The sequence below is a fragment of the Coprococcus sp. AF21-14LB genome (genome assembly GCF_003458885.1).
Lineage (GTDB): Bacteria > Bacillota > Clostridia > Lachnospirales > Lachnospiraceae > UBA9414.
This window is the reverse complement of record NZ_QRVX01000002.1, coordinates 1-18221: the sequence shown is the minus strand read 5'-3', so window position 1 is coordinate 18221 and position 18221 is coordinate 1. Positions and strand designations below refer to the sequence as shown.

Sequence of the window (18221 nt, the reverse complement as noted above, 5' to 3'; positions counted from 1 at the left end):
GGACAAGATGGCAAAAGTAGGAATTGTGATGGGCAGTGATTCTGACCTGAAAGTAATGAGCAAGGCAGCAAAGATGCTGGAAAAATTCGGAATTGATTATGAGATGACAATCATTTCTGCACACCGTGAGCCGGATGTGTTTTTTGAGTGGGCAAAGGGAGCAGAGGACAGAGGAATCAAAGTAATCATTGCAGGAGCCGGAATGGCAGCGCATCTTCCGGGAATGTGTGCAGCGCTTTTCCCGATGCCGGTTGTCGGAGTACCTCTTTCTGGAAGCAAATTAGACGGTATGGATGCGGTGTTCTCTATTATGCAGATGCCGCCTGGAGTACCGGTTGCGACAGTTGCAATTGACGGCGGAATGAATGCAGCACTTATTGCAGCAAAGATTCTTGCAGTATCTGATGCAGAACTGTTAGAGAAGCTGAAAGCATATACGGTAGAAATGAAAGAAACAGTGCAGGCAAAAGCCGCACGTCTTGATGAAGTAGGTTACGAGGCTTATTAGGAGGAGAAAAGGCATGGGTATGGATTATAAACAGTCAGGCGTAGATATTGAAGCAGGATATAAATCTGTTGAACTGATGAAGGAGCATGTAAAGAAAACAATGCGTCCGGAGGTACTTGGTGGACTGGGAGGATTTTCCGGTGCATTTTCTCTGGCAAAGATTAAAGAAATGGAAGAGCCTGTACTTCTTTCCGGAACAGACGGATGTGGTACAAAAGTAAAACTTGCTATGATTATGGATAAGCACGATACAATTGGAATCGATGCAGTTGCAATGTGCGTTAATGATATCGCATGTGCAGGAGGAGAGCCGTTATTCTTCCTTGATTATATTGCATGTGGAAAGAACTATCCGGAAAAGATCGCAGCAATCGTAAGCGGTGTGGCAGAAGGATGTCTTCAGTCAGAAGCAGCGCTGATCGGCGGTGAGACAGCAGAACACCCGGGACTGATGCCGGAAGACGATTATGACCTTGCCGGTTTTGCAGTTGGCGTGTGTGATAAAAAAGATATGATCACAGGCGAGCATCTGAAAGCAGGAGATGTTCTGATCGGTATGGCATCTTCCGGCGTACATAGCAACGGATTTTCTCTTGTAAGAAAAGTATTTGAGATGACAAAAGAATCTCTTGATACACCATATGATTGTCTTGGATGTACACTTGGAGAGGCGCTTCTTGCTCCGACGAGAATTTATGTAAAAGCATTAAAGAGCATTAAAGAAGCCGGTGTGACAGTGAAGGCCTGCAGCCATATTACAGGGGGCGGTTTCTATGAAAATATTCCGAGAATGTTGATTGAGGGAACACATGCAGTCATTGAGAAGAACAGCTATCCGGTACCGCCAATCTTTGGACTTCTTGCTGAGAAAGGCGAGATTGCAGAACAGATGATGTACAATACATTTAACATGGGACTTGGAATGGTACTTGCTGTAGATGCTGCCGATGTGGACAAGACAATGGAAGCAATTAAGGCAGCCGGAGACGCTCCATATGTGGTAGGACGTATTGAAGCAGGAGAAAAAGGAGTTACTTTATGTTAAGAACACTTGTGCTTGTATCAGGAGGCGGAACGAATCTTCAGGCAATTCTGGATGCGGTAGATCAGCAGGTGATTACGAATACAGAAATCGTGGGTGTAATCAGCAATAATAAAAATGCATATGCCTTGACACGCGCAGAACAAAAGGGGATTTACAATGAATGTATCTCTCCGAAAAGTTATGAGACAAGAGATGCCTTTAACGAAGCATTTCTTCAGAAAATAGATGAACTTCATCCGGATCTGATCGTGCTGGCAGGCTTTCTTGTTGTAATCCCGGAGCGATGATCCAAAAATACAGAAACCGTATTATCAATATTCATCCATCATTGATTCCGTCATTTTGTGGAACCGGTTTTTACGGATTGAAAGTACATGAAGGCGCATTGGCGCGTGGCGTGAAAGTGACGGGAGCTACCGTTCACTTTGTAGATGAAGGAACAGATACGGGTCCGATCATTCTTCAGAAGCCGGTTATGGTGGCAGAAGATGATACGCCGGAGACATTGCAGAGACGAGTGATGGAAGAAGCAGAATGGAAGATCCTTCCGGAAGCGATTAACCTGATTGCCAATGGGAGAATCACGATTGAAGATCATAAAGTAAAGATTTCATAAATAAAGCGGGGAGGCGCACGCCGATGAGGGGACGTGAGTCTTCCCTGTTGTGCTTATAAGGAGGAAATAAACATGAAAGTATTAATTGTAGGAAGCGGCGGAAGAGAACATGCGATTGCATGGAGTGTTGCCAAAAGTCCGAAAGTAGAGAAGATTTATTGCGCACCGGGAAATGCAGGCATTGCAGAGTTTGCAGAATGTGTAAATATTGGCGCAATGGAATTTGAAAAACTGGCTGCATTTGCGAAAGAGCATGAGGTAGATTTTACAATTGTAGGAATGGACGATCCACTTGTAGGCGGAATTGTTGATGTATTTGAAGCAGAAGGGCTGCGGGTATTCGGACCGCGCAAAAATGCTGCGATTTTAGAAGGTTCAAAGGGATTTTCAAAAGATTTGATGAAGAAGTACCATATTCCGACGGCAGATTATGAGACGTTTACAGATGCAGATGCAGCGCTTGCATATCTGGAAACAGCAAAAATGCCGATTGTTCTGAAAGCAGATGGTCTTGCGCTTGGAAAAGGGGTTCTGATCTGCCAGACTCTGGAAGAGGCAAAAGAAGGCGTGAAAGAAATCATGCAGGATAAGAAATTCGGTACTGCCGGAAATACGATGGTTGTGGAAGAGTTTATGACAGGAAGAGAAGTCTCCGTACTTTCGTTTGTAGATGGAAAAACAATCCGTACGATGGCAAGCGCGCAGGATCATAAACGTGCAGGAGACGGAGATACCGGATTAAATACCGGCGGTATGGGAACATTTTCACCGAGTCCGTTCTATACAAAAGAAGTGGAAGCGTTCTGTCAGGCACACATTTTCCAGGCAACGGTAGATGCAATGCGTGAAGAAGGACGTGAATTCAAGGGAATTATCTTCTTTGGACTGATGCTTACAGAAGAGGGGCCAAAGGTACTGGAATATAATGCACGTTTTGGAGATCCGGAGACTCAGGTTGTGCTTCCGCGTATGAAGACAGACATTATTGAAGTGATGGAAGCCTGTGTAGATGGAACATTGGATCAGATTCAGCTGGAATTTGAAGAAAATGCAGCAGTCTGTGTTGTACTTGCTTCTGACGGATATCCTCTTGCCTATGAGAAGGGACTGCCGATTACAGGTCTGGATGAATTTAAAAAGCACGAAGGATATTATTGTTTCCATGCCGGAACAAAATTTAATGAAAAGGGTGAGCTGGTTACCAATGGCGGACGTGTGCTTGGAGTGACTGCGAAAGGTGCAGATCTGAAGGAAGCGCGTGCAAATGCGTACCGGGCAACAGAATGGGTAAATTTTGCAAATAAATATATGCGTCATGATATCGGCAAAGCCATTGATGAGGCATAATGTTCTGTAAAGGAAAAGAAAATTTAATCCTTGTAAATAAGCGCACAGTGTTATAATATAAATATAACACTGTGCGTTGTGTTTTGTGAGAAACATTTTTCGATGTCACACATGAAAAAGGGAAGATCCCGGTAAGGTTTCCGTATACAAAAGAAGGGGTGAAACAAATGTTCATCGAGATTGATTTTAACAGTGATGAGGCGATTTATATTCAGCTTCGCAATCAGATCATTATGGGGATCGCAACATCCGCATTACAGGAGGGAGAAGCGCTTCCGTCCGTCCGTCAGTTGGCGGATCATATCGGCATTAATATGCATACCGTAAATAAAGCATATACGGTATTAAAGCAGGAAGGATTCATTCAGCTTGACCGGAGACGGGGAGCTGTGATCGCGGTAGATGTCGATAAGCTGGAAGCGATTGAAGATATGAGGGGAAAACTAAAAGTAATTCTTGCAAAAGCAAGATGTAAAAATATCAGCAGAGAAGAAGTACATGAGCTGGTAGATGAGATATTTGACGAATATAAGTAGAGCAGGAGGGAATCGATGGAGTTTACAAGACAGGCAGAAGAGGTGTTGAAAGAGGCCAGAAAACAGGCCAGACAGTCAGGCCATCCATATATAGGAACGGAACATTTGCTGTTGGGATTAAGCCATGTGATCACAGGTGTGGCGGGACAGGTGCTTGCAGCAAATAAGGTTAAGGAAGAAGATATCCATAAGATAATCGATCAGCTTGTAACAACTGTGGGAGATTATAAAGATGAGACAAATAAACCGGGGATCAGTCCGCGGTTAGAATGTATTTTGGAAGAAAGTAAGATGGAAGCACAGAAACTTCAGTCTGAGAAAGCAGGAACAGAGCATATGCTTCTTGCGCTTGTTCTGGATGTGGATTGTGTGGCATCCAGAATTCTGACTACGCTTGGGATCAGTCTGAAGAAAGTGCTTCAAGATGTATTGACGGCAATTGGAGAAGATCCGAGAACCTATCTGGAAGAGAAGAATGATCCGGGGGCAGATGGTGTTCTTACACAGTATAGTACAGATTTGACGGCGGAGGCAGCAGACGGGAAGTTAGATCCGGTCATTGGACGGGAGGAAGAGATTGAACGTCTGATGCAGATTCTGAGTCGGAGAACAAAGAATAATCCATGTCTGATCGGAGAGCCGGGTGTTGGGAAAACAGCAGTGATCGAAGGTCTGGCTCAGCGGATCGCGGAGGGACTTGTCCCGGATGGAATGAAGCAGAAGCGAATCATGACGTTGGATCTGTCCGCATTGATTGCCGGTTCGAAATACCGTGGGGAATTTGAAGAACGGATGAAGTGTCTGCTCAGAGAAGTAAAATATGCGGGAAATGTTATCCTGTTTTTGGATGAAGTACACACAATCATCGGAGCGGGCGGTGCCGAAGGCGCTATGGATGCGTCAAATATTCTGAAGCCGTCTCTGGCCCGCGGCGATCTGCAGTTGATCGGAGCGACAACGATTGCGGAGTATCGAAAATATATTGAGAAAGATGCGGCTTTGGAACGGCGTTTTCAGCCGGTAATGGTGGAAGAACCGTCTCAGGAAGAATGTATGAAGATTCTGAAAGGGATTGTATCCAAGTATGAAATGCATCATCATGTCAGTGTTACAGAAGAAGCACTTCAGGCGGCAGTACAGCTTTCTGCACGTTATATCAATGACCGGAATCTTCCGGATAAAGCAATTGATATTATTGATGAGGCCTGCTCTAAAGTGAGTTTGGGAGGCTTCAAAGTTCCGGAAAATATCGGAAAGATGGAAGAAGCGCTTCAGATCCTTGCAGCGGAAAAAGAAAGCTGTATTAAAAATGGAGATCTTGAGCGGGCATCGTCTATTCACCATGAGCAGGAAGAGATGCTAAAAAAACTGGAACAGATGAAAAAGCGTGCCGGTCAGGGGAATAGAAGAAAGCAGTTGAGTGTTACAGAGAATGACATTGCTTCGGTTGTATCCGCATGGACGAAAATTCCGCTGTCAAAATTAAAAGAATCCGAGAGTACAAAGTTAAGAAAATTAGAGCAGACACTCCATAAGCGTGTTGTGGGGCAGGAAGAAGCAGTAACGGCTGTGGCAAAGGCGGTAAGAAGAGGCCGGGTTGGGTTGAAAGATCCAAAAAGACCGATTGGTTCGTTCCTGTTTCTCGGACCGACGGGTGTCGGCAAAACAGAACTTTCAAAGGCATTGGCAGAAGCGCTGTTTGGCGATGAAGAAGCAATGATCCGAATTGATATGTCTGAGTATATGGAGAAACACAGTGTATCTAAGATGATTGGATCTCCGCCGGGGTATGTCGGACATGAAGACGGCGGTCAGCTGAGCGAGAAAGTGCGGCGCAATCCATATTCGGTAATCTTGTTTGATGAGATTGAAAAAGCACATCCGGATGTATTTAACATTCTGCTTCAGGTATTGGATGACGGACATATTACGGATTCACAGGGAAGAAAGGTAGATTTTAGGAATACAGTCATTATTATGACATCGAACGCAGGAGCAAAGTCTATCATTGAACCGAAAAAACTTGGTTTTATTGTAAATGAAGATGAGGCGGCTGACTATAAGAAAATGAAATCCAATGTCATGGAAGAAGTAAAACAGCTATTTCGCCCGGAATTTTTGAACAGGATTGATGAGATTATTGTATTCCATGCATTGAATAAAGAGCATATGAAGAAGATTACCGGTCTGATGTGCCGTGAATTTGCGAAGCGTGCAAAAGAATATCTTCAGATTGAGCTTCACATTCGCGATAGTGTGAAACAGTATATTGTTGAGAAAGGAACTGACCGGAAGTTTGGCGCAAGACCACTTCGCCGCGCAGTACAGACGTATCTGGAAGATAAGATGGCGGAGGAAATTCTTGATCAGCATATTCAATCCGGAATGGATGTGGATGTGACAGTTACAAAAGGCGAGATAAAATTTATTCCAAAGAACATAAAAAACTAGCAAAACAGAATGTTTTATTATATAATAACGATATAAAAAAGCAGTATGACAGGCGCAAAAGCGCTAACGTACAATAGGAGGAAGTAAAATGGCTGCAGTCAAAGAACTATTAAGAGTAGAAGCTGATGGAGGACTTAGCTTTGGAGATTATACATTAGACTCCAAGACAAAACTGGATGGTTTTGAATATCAGGGAGATTTATATAAAGTCAAGACATTTCAGGAAATTACAAAGCTTGAAAAGAACGGTATGTTTGTATATGAATCCGTTCCGGGTACAGCGGTAGAGAACCTGAAAGTAACAGAGAACACAATCGTATTTCAGGTTTCCGGTCCGAAGGATGCACAGTTTACACTGGAACTTGAACCGGAACAGGAATATACAGTATATATGGACGATGTGAATGTCGGTAAGATGACAACAAACCTGAGTGGAAAGCTGAGTGTCAGTGCAGAATTGTCTGAGACAAAGGCGGTTTGTGTAAAGATTGTAAGAGATTAGTGAAAGAACGGAACAGGGTAAGAAAGAGGCTGCAGATTTCTGCAGCCTTATTTTGAATTTGGAGGAATATATGGCGAAAGGAAAGAAAAGTGTATTTTTCTGTCAGAACTGTGGGTATGAATCTGCAAAATGGTCCGGTCAGTGTCCGGCATGCAAAGAGTGGAATACGTTTGTAGAAGAACCGATGGAAGGAAATAAAACAGTTTCCACAGTGCGGGCAGCAAAATCAGCAAAGATTGTGACGCTTCGTGATGTTTCGGTGGAGAAAGAAGACCGGATCCATACAGATATTCACGAATTAGACCGGGTACTTGGAGGCGGAATCGTGCCGGGGTCATTGATTTTAGTGGGAGGAGATCCGGGAATCGGAAAATCTACACTGCTATTGCAGGTGTGCAGGAATTTGTCCGGTCAAAAGCGCAGTGTTCTTTATATTTCAGGAGAAGAATCTCTTCGGCAGATTAAGCTGAGAGCTGACAGGATCGGAGAATTTTCGGAGACGCTCTCACTTCTCTGCGAAACAAATCTTGACACGATCCGGAGTGTGATTGAATCCAATCGTCCGCAGATCGTTGTCATCGATTCCATACAGACGATGTACAATGAAGAAGTTGGATCAGCTCCGGGAAGTGTTTCACAAGTGCGGGAATCGACAAATGTGTTGATGCAGCTGGCGAAAGGCTTGGTATTGTTATCTTTATTGTAGGGCATGTGACAAAAGAAGGAACCGTGGCGGGACCGCGTGTTTTAGAGCATATGGTTGACACGGTGCTTTACTTTGAAGGAGACAGACATGCATCTTACCGGATCTTGCGAGGAGTCAAGAATCGTTTTGGATCTACAAATGAAATCGGAGTATTTGAGATGCAGCAGACAGGACTTGTGGAGGTGGCAAATCCTTCGGAATTTATGTTAAATGGAAAGCCGGAAAATGCTTCCGGATCGGTTGTGGCATGTTCGTTGGAAGGAACAAGGCCGATCCTTATTGAAATCCAGGCGCTTGTGAGCCGCAGTGGTTTTGGAATGCCGCGGAGAACAGCAGCGGGAACGGATTACAATCGGGTAAATCTTCTGATGGCAGTTCTTGAGAAGCGTCTTGGTATGGGGCTTGCAGATTATGATGCTTATGTCAATATCGCAGGAGGAATTAAGATGACAGAGCCGGCGATTGATCTGGGAATTGTTCTTGCGCTTGTCTCGAGTTATCGCAATCGTGTGATCAGTGATGAGACAATTGTATTTGGCGAAGTAGGGTTAAGCGGCGAAGTGCGTGCGGTCAGTATGCCGGAACAAAGAGTAAATGAAGCGAAGAAGCTTGGATTTACAAGATGTATTATGCCGGCAGTGTCACTGAAAGCAGTTCAATCAATAAAAGGAATTGAAATTATTGGTGTAAAGACAATAAATGAGGCGGTACAGTACATTTGATGCAAATCAGATACAAAAATGCTCTATAATCTAAAGTGAATTTATATGTAAAATCATTTGCCATAAAGATAATTTCATGGAAAACGGATGAGGGAGAAAGACGATGATATCAATACTAATCGTAGAAGACGAAGCGCCAATCCGTGAGCTTTTGCGGATCAGTTTAAAAGAAGCCGGTTATGAATGTACCTGTGCTGCGGACGGAGATGAAGCGGCAGACATTCTGATCCGGAAGCGGTTTGATCTTGTACTGCTCGATATTATGCTTCCGGGTGCCAATGGATATGAGCTGCTGGAATTTGTCAGACCGATGGAGATTCCGGTTATATTTCTAACCGCAAAGGGTGAAGTGGCAGATAAAGTAAAGGGGCTTCGCATGGGAGCGGAAGATTATATTACAAAGCCGTTTGAGCTGGCAGAGCTTCTTGCCAGGGTGGAGACGGTGCTGCGCAGGTATCACAAGGCGGAAGAAATACTGACGTGCGGGACGGTTAAAGTGGATCTCCGCTCGCATCGGGTGATGAGAAACAGCGAACCGGTGAGCCTGACGGCAAAAGAATATGAACTGCTTGTATTGTTTTTGCGGAATAAGAATATTGCGCTTTACCGTGACCGGATCTATGAAGAAGTCTGGCAGGAAGAATATACGGGAAATAGCCGTACAGTTGATCTTCATGTTCAGCGCATTCGCAAAAAACTCGGGTTGGAGGAGCAGATCACTGCGGTATATAAGATCGGATACCGTTTGGAGGAGAAGGAATGAAACTGTTCTGGAAAATATTTTTCAGCGTGATGGCGGTGACGACAGTTGTTTTTTGCGTCAGCGGTCACATTTTAATCTACAGTTTTTTTAAGTCGGAGCTTGCACGGGAAATCGAGGAAGCTGATATGCAGAGCAAAGCATTCGGGAAATCACTGAATGTTTCTGTGCTCATGCTTGAAAAAGATGGTGTTGTCTCGGATGAAGAGTTGTTGGAAGGAAGTTCAACGGTACGCCTTGCGGATAATAAAAAAACGGTGCAGGTGAATCTGTACAGCGAGGCCGGAGAACTGCTGGAAGAGGCTGGAGAAGATGAGCCTTCCGCTGACAGGGGAGTCCGGGAACTGATTGAGAAGACTGATAAAGGGAGAGAGGGATACATAATCCTTCGAGCCGGAGAAAGCTATGCGCTTCATTTTGTGAGTTTTCAGGAAATTGCAGAGCGCGGGGTGCAGATTGAGCTTGTCAGAGATATTACAGGGATTTTCCAACAGAAAGATGATATGTATGAGATTTATATGCGTTGTATGTTTGCCCTTTTTGCTGTAACGATTTTGGCAGCAGCAGTTCTGACAGCGTGGATCGTGCGTCCAATCCAACGGCTTACTGCGGGGGGTAATGAATTTGCGAGAGGAAATTTCGCAGAGCGGATCCAGGTCACAGGGCAGGATGAATTAGGACATCTGGCAGAGCAGTTTAACAAGATGGGCGAACGGATTAACAGCAGTATGGAAGAATTAAGGATGGCGGCCGTACGGCAGGAACAGTTTACGGGGAGCTTCGCTCATGAACTTAAGACGCCGCTCACTTCGATCATTGGCTATGCAGAAATGCTCCGGACAAGAAAGATGCCGGAGGAGACAAGGATGCAGTACGGTGATTACATTTTCCGGCAGGGGAAACGTCTTGAGTCACTAGCAAAGAAAATGATGGATATTACTGTGCTTGAAAAAGCAGAGATTCAGAAGAAAAATATATGGGTTTCGGGATTTCTGGAAGAGATTGCAGGTGAAATGGCGCCGGTATGTGAAAAGCATGATATCTGTTTGTCAGTAAATGCGCAGGATGATCTTATGCTGTGTGCCGATCCGGAACTTTTGAAATCTGTGATTCTGAATCTGATTGATAACAGTATAAAAGCGCTTGAAAGGGAAGGAAAAATCCAGATAACAGCAGAGGGAAAAGAGCATATTATTGAGATTGCTGTCATAGATAATGGAAAGGGCATTGCGAAAGAGGATCTTCCGCGAGTGACAGAAAGTTTTTACATGGGTGATAAGTCGAGAAAGAATGATGGCAGCGGAAGCGTGGGACTTGGCCTTGCAATCAGTAGGCGGATTGTGGAGCTGCATCATGCGAAGATGAAAATCAGCAGCAAAGAAGGCATTGGAACGAAAGTTATAATACAGTTTCCGGAAGTACGATGAGGCAGGTGGGAAAAGATGAAAGGAAAATATATATTAGCGGCAGGGGGAGCGATGCTTGTCATTGCCGGATGCATTTTCTCACCATTTCTTGCATCGAAAATCCAAAATGAGAGGATTCTGAACAATATCGTTATAAAAGAAGATAGGAAGGAAGAAGAAAACACGCTCAGTTTTCCGGAGAAAATTGCGTTGTACGCCAAAGGAAGTACGATTACCTATCAGAATGAAAAGCATAGTATCCCGGTTATTTCAGATTCGGATATTTGGCAGGAAGACGACGGAATTTCTGTGGAAGGAATCGAGGAAATCTGTATTGCGGCAGAGCAGGAGCTTCAGACATTGACAGAGCTTGGGATTTTACCAAAGGAATATCAAATAGAACTTCACCGTGGAGAAAAATGGTATGAGATCGAGACCTTTACTGATAAACAGGCAAACTGGGTGACTGTATATCAGATTGCGGTATCAGGAACAGATTATGGATATCTCTCGCTCAGTATCGAAAAAGAAAGTGGGAAGATCATGGAATTGTATGCAGAAATTATACAAGACAACAGTATGGAACTCTCGTTTGAAAAAATGAAGGATGCGTGGGGAGAATACATCGGTATGAGTCCAGCAGAGAAGGAGAGAAAAAATCTTTCGGGTGCAGTGGAGGAAACAGAACTGGATGGAAAGGGCATTGTATGTGATTACGGAAAAGATATGCAAGTATCTTATTATTTATACCGTGGAGAAAAAATGATCGAGATTAGTACAGTTTGCAAAGATGATACAAGTATGAGGTAAGTTGGAAACAGACTTCCGCTATGATGATTCTATCAGAAACAGAGGTGATAGATATGAAACGGCGGAAGGAAAAACGGGAACGCAGAAAACAACTAGTAAGAAATGTTTTCTGTGCCTTCATGGGAGTATTTTTTTTGATAGCAGGAGCTGCAATGCGAAACGACAATATGCGGTACCAGGAAGGTGATTCCAAAGAAGAAATCTTGTTTAATGCACTTTCAGAAGGGGAGAAAATGAAAGTGAAAAAGAAGCGTGCAGTGACATGTATCTTACAGAACCCGGAGCTCCCGACAGGGTGTGAGGCAACTGCGGGAACAATGCTTCTTAAGGCATATGGGTATGAGGCGGATAAGATGGATGTGGCTGGAGCCATGAAATGTCTGCCGCTTACCGAGCGGGATGGGCGGCTCTATGGTGGACATCCGGATAAGGTGTTTGTCGGTGATCCGGAAGAGGTTTCGAGTTATGGAGCATTTCCGAATGTGTTGGCAGAAGCAATGCAGCAGGTAATTGACAGAGAAGGCGCAAGGCATAACGCAGTGCCGCTTTATCACAAATCAGAAGAAGAGCTTCTGGAGCTTGTAGATACGGGCATTCCGGTCTGTATTTGGTCTTCCAGCAAAAACTTAGAAATTGAGCACAGAAGAGGCTGGTATCTTATTCGAGACGGTATCTATACGGAGGATTATTTCGAGTGGCCGTCGAATGAACATGTGCTTGTCCTTGTCGATTATGACGAAGACGAAGTGACGGTATGCGATCCGCAGGAGGGTGTTGTCAGATACCCGCGGGAATCGTTCTTCCGGCATTACAGGCAGGTAGGGGAGTACGCGCTTATTCTGGAAGAAAAATAAATCGCTGTGCAGGAAAAACATAAGAATATCCGTTGTAAAAAATTTCCGGGGATGAAAAAATCTCCGGAAATTTTTCTATGCGCAGGAGACTTTTCCGGACACATATTTTTTGTACCGGATTCCAATTTGTACGATGTTCTAATTGCTATTTGAAGATGGAAATTATATAATTAAAATAGTGAAAACAAAAGAGAATGAGGAGGGTGAAAATGAATTCGTTTCAATTTATTATGCAGTATGTGAAGAAATTCCGCATTCAGTACATCGTCGGAATTATTACGTTATTTGTTGTAGATTTTGCGAATCTGTTCATTCCGAAAATGACCGGTACGATCACAGACGGCCTGACTGCAAGGACAATGGGGTGGGATGGTGTAAAGTCATGTTTGCTGACGCTGTTTTTGCTCGGACTGACACTGGCAGTCGGCAGATTTTTGTGGCGCTATTTTCTCTTCGGATCAGCAAGAGCGATTGAACGGGAGCTGCGAAATGAAATGTTCCGGCATCTGGAAGAGATGAGCGTAGAGTATTACAACGAGCATAAAACAGGAGATCTGATGACACGTTTTACAAGTGATCTGAATGCGGTGCGTATGTCCATCGGGCCGGCGGTTATCTGTGTGTTTGATGCAGTTGTAATGACGATCATGGTTATTTGTCAGATGATGCTTTATGTCGATGTAAAGCTGACACTCATTGCAATCATTCCAATGTTTCTTATCTGTGTCGGGGAAATCTATTACGGAAAAGTGATGCACAGGCGTTTTCGCAAGCGCCAGGAAGCAGTGTCGGATTTGACGGATTTTGTGCAGGAAAGCTTTTCCGGAGTCAGAGTTGTCAAGGCGTTCGTGCAGGAGAAAGCACAGCGGTACGCATTTGCAAAAGAAAATAAAAATACAATGGAGCGCAATCTTGATGTAGTGCGTCTTCAGTCAGTAATCATGCCGCTTCTTGATGTTATCATTGGCCTGTCAACACTGGCTGCACTTTTATACGGTGGTTATCTGGCGCTTGCCGGAGATATTACGCTCGGGCGCTTTGTTGCATTTAACCAGTATATTAATATGCTTGTCTGGCCGATGCTTGCCTGCGGAGATGCAATTAACATGTTCTCACAGGGAGCAGCGTCCATTAAGCGTATCCAGGAAGTCCTGGAAGAAAAGCCGGAGATCTTTGACCGTGAGGACGCGGAAGATATTGAGAAAATAAAAGGCGATATCAGATTTTGTGATCTGACATTCATCCACCGCGGACATAGCGAGCCGACACTCAGGCATATTTCTCTTGATGTACCTGCCGGAACAACGCTTGCGGTCATCGGGCGTACAGGAAATGGAAAGTCAACACTTGTGAATCTGCTTCTGCACCTCTACAATACGAAGCCGGGTATGATTTTGATCGATGGGAAAGATATTAATGCTATTTCTTTAAAAACGCTTCGGGAAAATATTGCGTATGTGCCTCAGGATAATTTTCTGTTTTCAGACACGCTGAAATCCAACATTGCATTTGGAGCAGAAGAGGAAGATATGGATGCAATCGTGCGGGCAACGGAATCTGCCTGCATTCACGAAAATATTGTTGCATTTCCAGATGGATATGAAACGATTGTCGGAGAGCGCGGTGTAACACTATCCGGCGGACAAAAACAGCGAAGCTCAATTGCGCGTGCTCTTATGAAAGATGCACCAATCTTAATTTTGGATGACGCGCTGTCGGCAGTTGATACGAAAACAGAAGAACATATTTTAACAAATCTCAGAAAAAACCGTGCAGGTAAGACAACCATTCTGATCGCACACCGCATTTCGACAATCCAGAACGCGGATATTATTATGGTGCTGGAAGATGGAGAAGCGAAAGAAATCGGAAACCATGATGAGCTGATGGCGCGGAAGGGGATTTATCATGATATGTTTGAAAAGCAGCAGCTTGAGGCAGCAAAGGGAGGTGAGATCTCATGAAACGTTTATTATCTTATCTGAAACCGCATAAATGGGTCATGACGATCGCGACAATCCTTGTTCTTGGAATTATTGTTGTGGAATTGTACCGTCCGATTATTATTGGCGATGCAATTGATGATTATATTAACGGTTATTATCATCCGTATATAGAGACAGAAAAGACAGATGAAGATGCAGTGTCTTATCACGGTATCTATCTGGAACGATATAATGGAAAACCGAAAAGTGCCGGGAAGTATTATCAGATTTTTCTATATCACGACAAATACTATATGGCAGAAGAAATCAATGCAGATGAGTGCCGCGAGTTAAAAGAAGGAGAAAATAGCGTGCTAAAGACATATGTGGATGCAGGCGCACCGCTCCTTTTGCGCGATGAGCTGACAGAACTTAGGCAAAGTGATTTTCATGGGATTCTTCTTGCGGTAGGCGTTTATCTTCTGATGCTGGCGCTTGGGTTTGTGTTAAATGCGGTAGATACATGGATGCTCCAGAAAATGGGACAGAATATTATTTACAAGATGAGAGAAGAAGTATTCGCTCATATTCATAGTTTGTCGCTGAATTTCTTTAATACAACTCCGGTCGGAAAACTTGTTACGCGTGTTTCAAACGATACCGAAGCAATCAACGAGCTGTTTTCGACGATCCTTGTGAAGCTGTTTAAAAATATTGTGAAGATTATCGGCTATGCCATTGTCATGCTTTCCATTGATGTGCGGATGGCAGGAATCTCATTTCTGCTTTTACCGCTTGTTACGGTACTTACGTTTGTATTCCGATTTTTGTCAAGAAAGGCATACCAGATTACAAGAAATAAAATAACAGAACTGAATACATTTCTGTCAGAGCATATTTCCGGTATGAAGCTGATCCAGATTTTCGCGAGGGAAGAAGAACGCTATCGGAAGTTTGAAAAGAAATCGTATGAGCTGTACCGGGCAAACTGGCGTGAGACGATGACATTTGCTGTATTTCGGCCATCGATCTATCTTGTATCAATCGCGGCAATGGTAATCGTGATTGGAACCGGAAGCAGGTCAGTGCTTGACGGAACACTGTCACTTGGTACATTATTTATTTTTATTACCTATATCAGTTCCTTCTTTGAACCGATCCAGGAGCTGGCAGAGCAGTTTGGTACGCTTCAGTCTGCCCTTGCTTCTGCGGAGAAGATTTTTGCAATTCTCGATGAAAAGCCGGAGATTGTGAATCCGCCACAGCCAAAACCAATCGATATCAAGGGAAAGATTGAGTTTCGTCATGTGTGGTTTGCATATGAGAAGGATGATTATATCCTAAAAGATGTAAGCTTCGTGATCGAGCCTGGACAAAAAACGGCATTTGTCGGGGCAACAGGCGCCGGAAAGACATCGATCCTTAATCTGATCGGAAGGTATTTTGATATTCAGAAAGGACAGATCCTTCTGGACGGCGTTGATATTCGGGAGATTGACACAGATGTTCTGAGAGGAGCTATCGGACAGGTGCAGCAGGATGTATTTATTTTTACCGGAGATATTAAGGGAAATATTACGCTGAACAATGACAAGATATCGTTGGAAGAAGTAAAAGCGGCAGCCAGAACAGTAAATGCCGATTCCTTTATCGAAAAACTTCCGGGCGGTTATGATGAACCGGTAACGGAGCGGGGAAGTACCTTTTCAGCCGGACAGCGGCAACTTTTGTCTTTTGCGAGAACGCTTGCCTATGATCCGAAAATCCTTGTACTGGATGAAGCGACAGCGAATATTGATACGGAAACAGAGAGTTTGATTACAGATGCACTTTCCAGACTGATGAATGGCCGTACAACAATTATGGTTGCACATCGTTTGTCAACGATACAGCACGCAGATCAGATTATTGTTATGCATAAAGGACAGATCCAGGAATCAGGAACACATCAGGAGTTGTTGAAAAAGGGCGGTATGTATAAAAACCTGTATGATCTTCAGATTGTGTAGTATAAAAAGTATATAAAGGACAGTGTGCCAATGCAGATAAGGCGGCAGGGAAAGCATATGATTATGTTATCCCTGCCGTCGATTTTTATGCAGGAGTTTCGTCCTCGTATTTGTGTCGGTGTGATTCAATCAGAGCTGTATCGGCAAAATAATTGATTTTCATTGCATCTTTCACTTCATCAAGTGTCTCTGCTGCAATGGCGCGCGCCTGCTCACTTCCTGATTTTAGTATTTCATAAACGGCAGAAATGTCCTTTTCGTATATTGCCCGTCTTTTGCGGACAGGCTCCAGTTCTTCCTGAAGAATCTCATTGAGAAATTTTTTAAATTTTACATCTCCGAGTCCACCTCTCTGATAGTGTGCCTTTAATTCGCCCAGACAGGCATAATCCGGTAAATATTGTGCGAAATGGCGGTCTTCGCAAAAGGCGTCAAGATAGGTAAATACAGTATTTCCTTCGATATGTCCCGGATCTGAAACCTGGATATGAAGGGGATCGGTAAACATTCCCATAACTTTTTTCCGAATTTCATCAGGCGTATCCGCCAGATAAATACAGTTTCCGAGAGATTTACTCATTTTTGCCGTTCCATCTGTCCCCGGCAGCCGCCGACAGACTTTCTTTTGCGGAAGTAATGCTTCCGGTTCCACTAAAATATCTTTGTAGATAGAATTGAATTTTCGGACGATTTCCCGCGTCTGTTCAATCATCGGAAGCTGATCTTCGCCGACAGGAACTGTTGTTGCTTTAAATGCGGTAATATCTGCAGCCTGGCTGATCGGATAACAGAGAAAGCCTGCCGGAAGATTTGCTTCAAAGTGTTTTGGCTGCATCTCTGCTTTGACGGTGGGGTTTCTGTAGAGTCTTGCTGTATTCACCAGATTCATATAATAGAAAGTAAGTTCTGTAAGTTCAGGAATCTGCGACTGGATCAGCAGAGTTGAAATGGACGGATCAAGTCCTACTGACAGATAATCAAGAGCTACCTCGATGATGCTCTGTCGGATCTTTTCCGGATTGTCGAAATTGTCTGTGAGTGCCTGTGCATCTGCAATCATAATCAGGACTTTATCATATTGACCTGAATTTTGCAGTGTTACCCGTCGTTTTAGTGTACTGACATAATGTCCAAGATGCAGTCTGCCGGTTGGTCTGTCTCCTGTTAAAATAATTTTGTTCATTTGAAAGCTCCTTTCACATAATAACTGTTTTGTTCTGCCAAAGAGAAGTCAATCATGAAAAATCATAAAACAGAAAATAAAAAACGCCCCGGACAGAACGATAATTCTGTCAAGGACGAATAAGACAATTTATCCGCGGTGCCACCTTGATTTATGGTATGCCCATACGCTTAGCAGGATACTAACATATCCCCGGCAACTAACGTATGCCAGCACGTTGCAGAATACTCTGTGAGAAAACACATTTGACTGCACCCTCAGCGGTCCATTTGACAACTTGTTTCTTACCTGCATCTCAGCATCACAGGTTCTCTGTAAAGGCATCATTGCCGTTATCTCCGCTTCAACGGTTTGGTTATTGATTTTTCTATACTGTAACACCGGGGGAGAATGGTGTCAAGAATTATGATTTGCTTAGGGAATATTTCCGCAGTGCATTTGACAGAGTTTCAGAAAAAAATGATGTAAAATCTTTGGAAAATATTTGAAAAAAATGAGATTGACATGGCAAAGGTAACATGCTAGAATAGAATCACTGTAGACATGACAGAATCTGACAAATGTTTATAAATATTCAATTCAAATAGCGAATTGAAAAAATATTAAAAAAGATGTTGACATGAAAACAGCAATGTGATATTATAAATGAGCTGTCGCAAAGACAACAAGAACTTAAAAAAATAAAATAAAAAAAGTTCTTGACAAAGCAAATCGGTTATGATAAACTGGGTGAGCTGTCAAACGACAGAGAACCTTGATAACTAAACAATAGACAACAACCCTGAAAATTTCTTTAAAGAGATTTCAGAACGAGTTGGACACAAAAGTCTAACGACCTAAA

The 18221-nt window shown here is 43.5% G+C and carries 13 protein-coding genes and 2 pseudogenes; 14 read left to right on the top strand and 1 reads right to left on the bottom strand.

Annotated features, from left to right (window positions below; genetic code table 11):
* Positions 1 to 7 precede the first annotated feature (7 nt).
* The 14 genes and pseudogenes from purE to DWX73_RS00680 all read left to right on the top strand — a co-directional run bounded on the left by purE (position 8) and on the right by DWX73_RS00680 (position 16197).
* Positions 8 to 508, top strand: coding sequence for a 5-(carboxyamino)imidazole ribonucleotide mutase (purE, locus tag DWX73_RS00745; RefSeq protein ID WP_118346234.1), 501 nt, complete (start codon positions 8 to 10; stop codon positions 506 to 508).
* Between the two features lie 19 nt (positions 509 to 527).
* Positions 528 to 1553, top strand: a complete 1026-nt coding sequence (gene purM, locus DWX73_RS00740) for a phosphoribosylformylglycinamidine cyclo-ligase (RefSeq protein ID WP_118346309.1) — start codon at positions 528 to 530, stop codon at positions 1551 to 1553.
* Positions 1547 to 2169, top strand: a pseudogene (purN, locus tag DWX73_RS15365) (phosphoribosylglycinamide formyltransferase). Before purM ends, purN begins: the two are co-directional and overlap by 7 nt.
* Positions 2170 to 2241: 72 nt before the next feature.
* On the top strand, positions 2242 to 3516 hold the full coding sequence (gene purD / locus DWX73_RS00730; RefSeq protein ID WP_118346233.1) for a phosphoribosylamine--glycine ligase: 1275 nt from the start codon (positions 2242 to 2244) through the stop codon (positions 3514 to 3516).
* 167 nt (positions 3517 to 3683) lie between these two features.
* Positions 3684 to 4052 (top strand): GntR family transcriptional regulator, encoded by a 369-nt coding sequence (locus tag DWX73_RS00725; protein ID WP_118346232.1) that lies wholly within the window; start codon positions 3684 to 3686, stop codon positions 4050 to 4052.
* Between the two features lie 15 nt (positions 4053 to 4067).
* Positions 4068 to 6503: an ATP-dependent Clp protease ATP-binding subunit gene (locus DWX73_RS00720; RefSeq protein ID WP_118346231.1), complete on the top strand. Its 2436-nt coding sequence runs from the start codon at positions 4068 to 4070 to the stop codon at positions 6501 to 6503.
* Positions 6504 to 6591: 88 nt separating this feature from the next.
* Positions 6592 to 7005: an endosialidase gene (locus tag DWX73_RS00715; protein ID WP_118346230.1), complete on the top strand. Its 414-nt coding sequence runs from the start codon at positions 6592 to 6594 to the stop codon at positions 7003 to 7005.
* 70 nt (positions 7006 to 7075) lie between these two features.
* Positions 7076 to 8433 (top strand): annotated as a pseudogene (gene radA / locus DWX73_RS15360) (DNA repair protein RadA).
* Positions 8434 to 8536: 103 nt separating this feature from the next.
* On the top strand, positions 8537 to 9196 hold the full coding sequence (locus DWX73_RS00705) for a response regulator transcription factor (RefSeq protein ID WP_118346229.1): 660 nt from the start codon (positions 8537 to 8539) through the stop codon (positions 9194 to 9196).
* On the top strand, positions 9193 to 10620 hold the full coding sequence (locus DWX73_RS00700; RefSeq protein ID WP_118346228.1) for a sensor histidine kinase: 1428 nt from the start codon (positions 9193 to 9195) through the stop codon (positions 10618 to 10620). Before DWX73_RS00705 ends, DWX73_RS00700 begins: the two co-directional genes overlap by 4 nt.
* Before the next feature lie 15 nt (positions 10621 to 10635).
* Positions 10636 to 11409 (top strand): hypothetical protein, encoded by a 774-nt coding sequence (locus DWX73_RS00695; RefSeq protein ID WP_118346227.1) that lies wholly within the window; start codon positions 10636 to 10638, stop codon positions 11407 to 11409.
* A gap of 53 nt (positions 11410 to 11462) precedes the next feature.
* On the top strand, positions 11463 to 12263 hold the full coding sequence (locus tag DWX73_RS00690) for a C39 family peptidase (protein ID WP_158556802.1): 801 nt from the start codon (positions 11463 to 11465) through the stop codon (positions 12261 to 12263).
* Positions 12264 to 12472: 209 nt separating this feature from the next.
* Complete coding sequence (locus DWX73_RS00685) at positions 12473 to 14227, top strand: ABC transporter ATP-binding protein (protein WP_118346225.1); 1755 nt, start codon at positions 12473 to 12475, stop codon at positions 14225 to 14227.
* Positions 14224 to 16197: an ABC transporter ATP-binding protein gene (locus tag DWX73_RS00680; RefSeq protein ID WP_118346224.1), complete on the top strand. Its 1974-nt coding sequence runs from the start codon at positions 14224 to 14226 to the stop codon at positions 16195 to 16197. Before DWX73_RS00685 ends, DWX73_RS00680 begins: the two co-directional genes overlap by 4 nt.
* 85 nt (positions 16198 to 16282) lie before the next feature.
* Here the strand turns inward: DWX73_RS00680 and trpS are convergent, their stop codons facing one another.
* A complete protein-coding gene (gene trpS / locus DWX73_RS00675) occupies positions 16283 to 17380 on the bottom strand; it encodes a tryptophan--tRNA ligase (protein ID WP_118346223.1) in 1098 nt (365 codons plus the stop codon).
* Between the last annotated feature and the right edge of the window lie 841 nt (positions 17381 to 18221).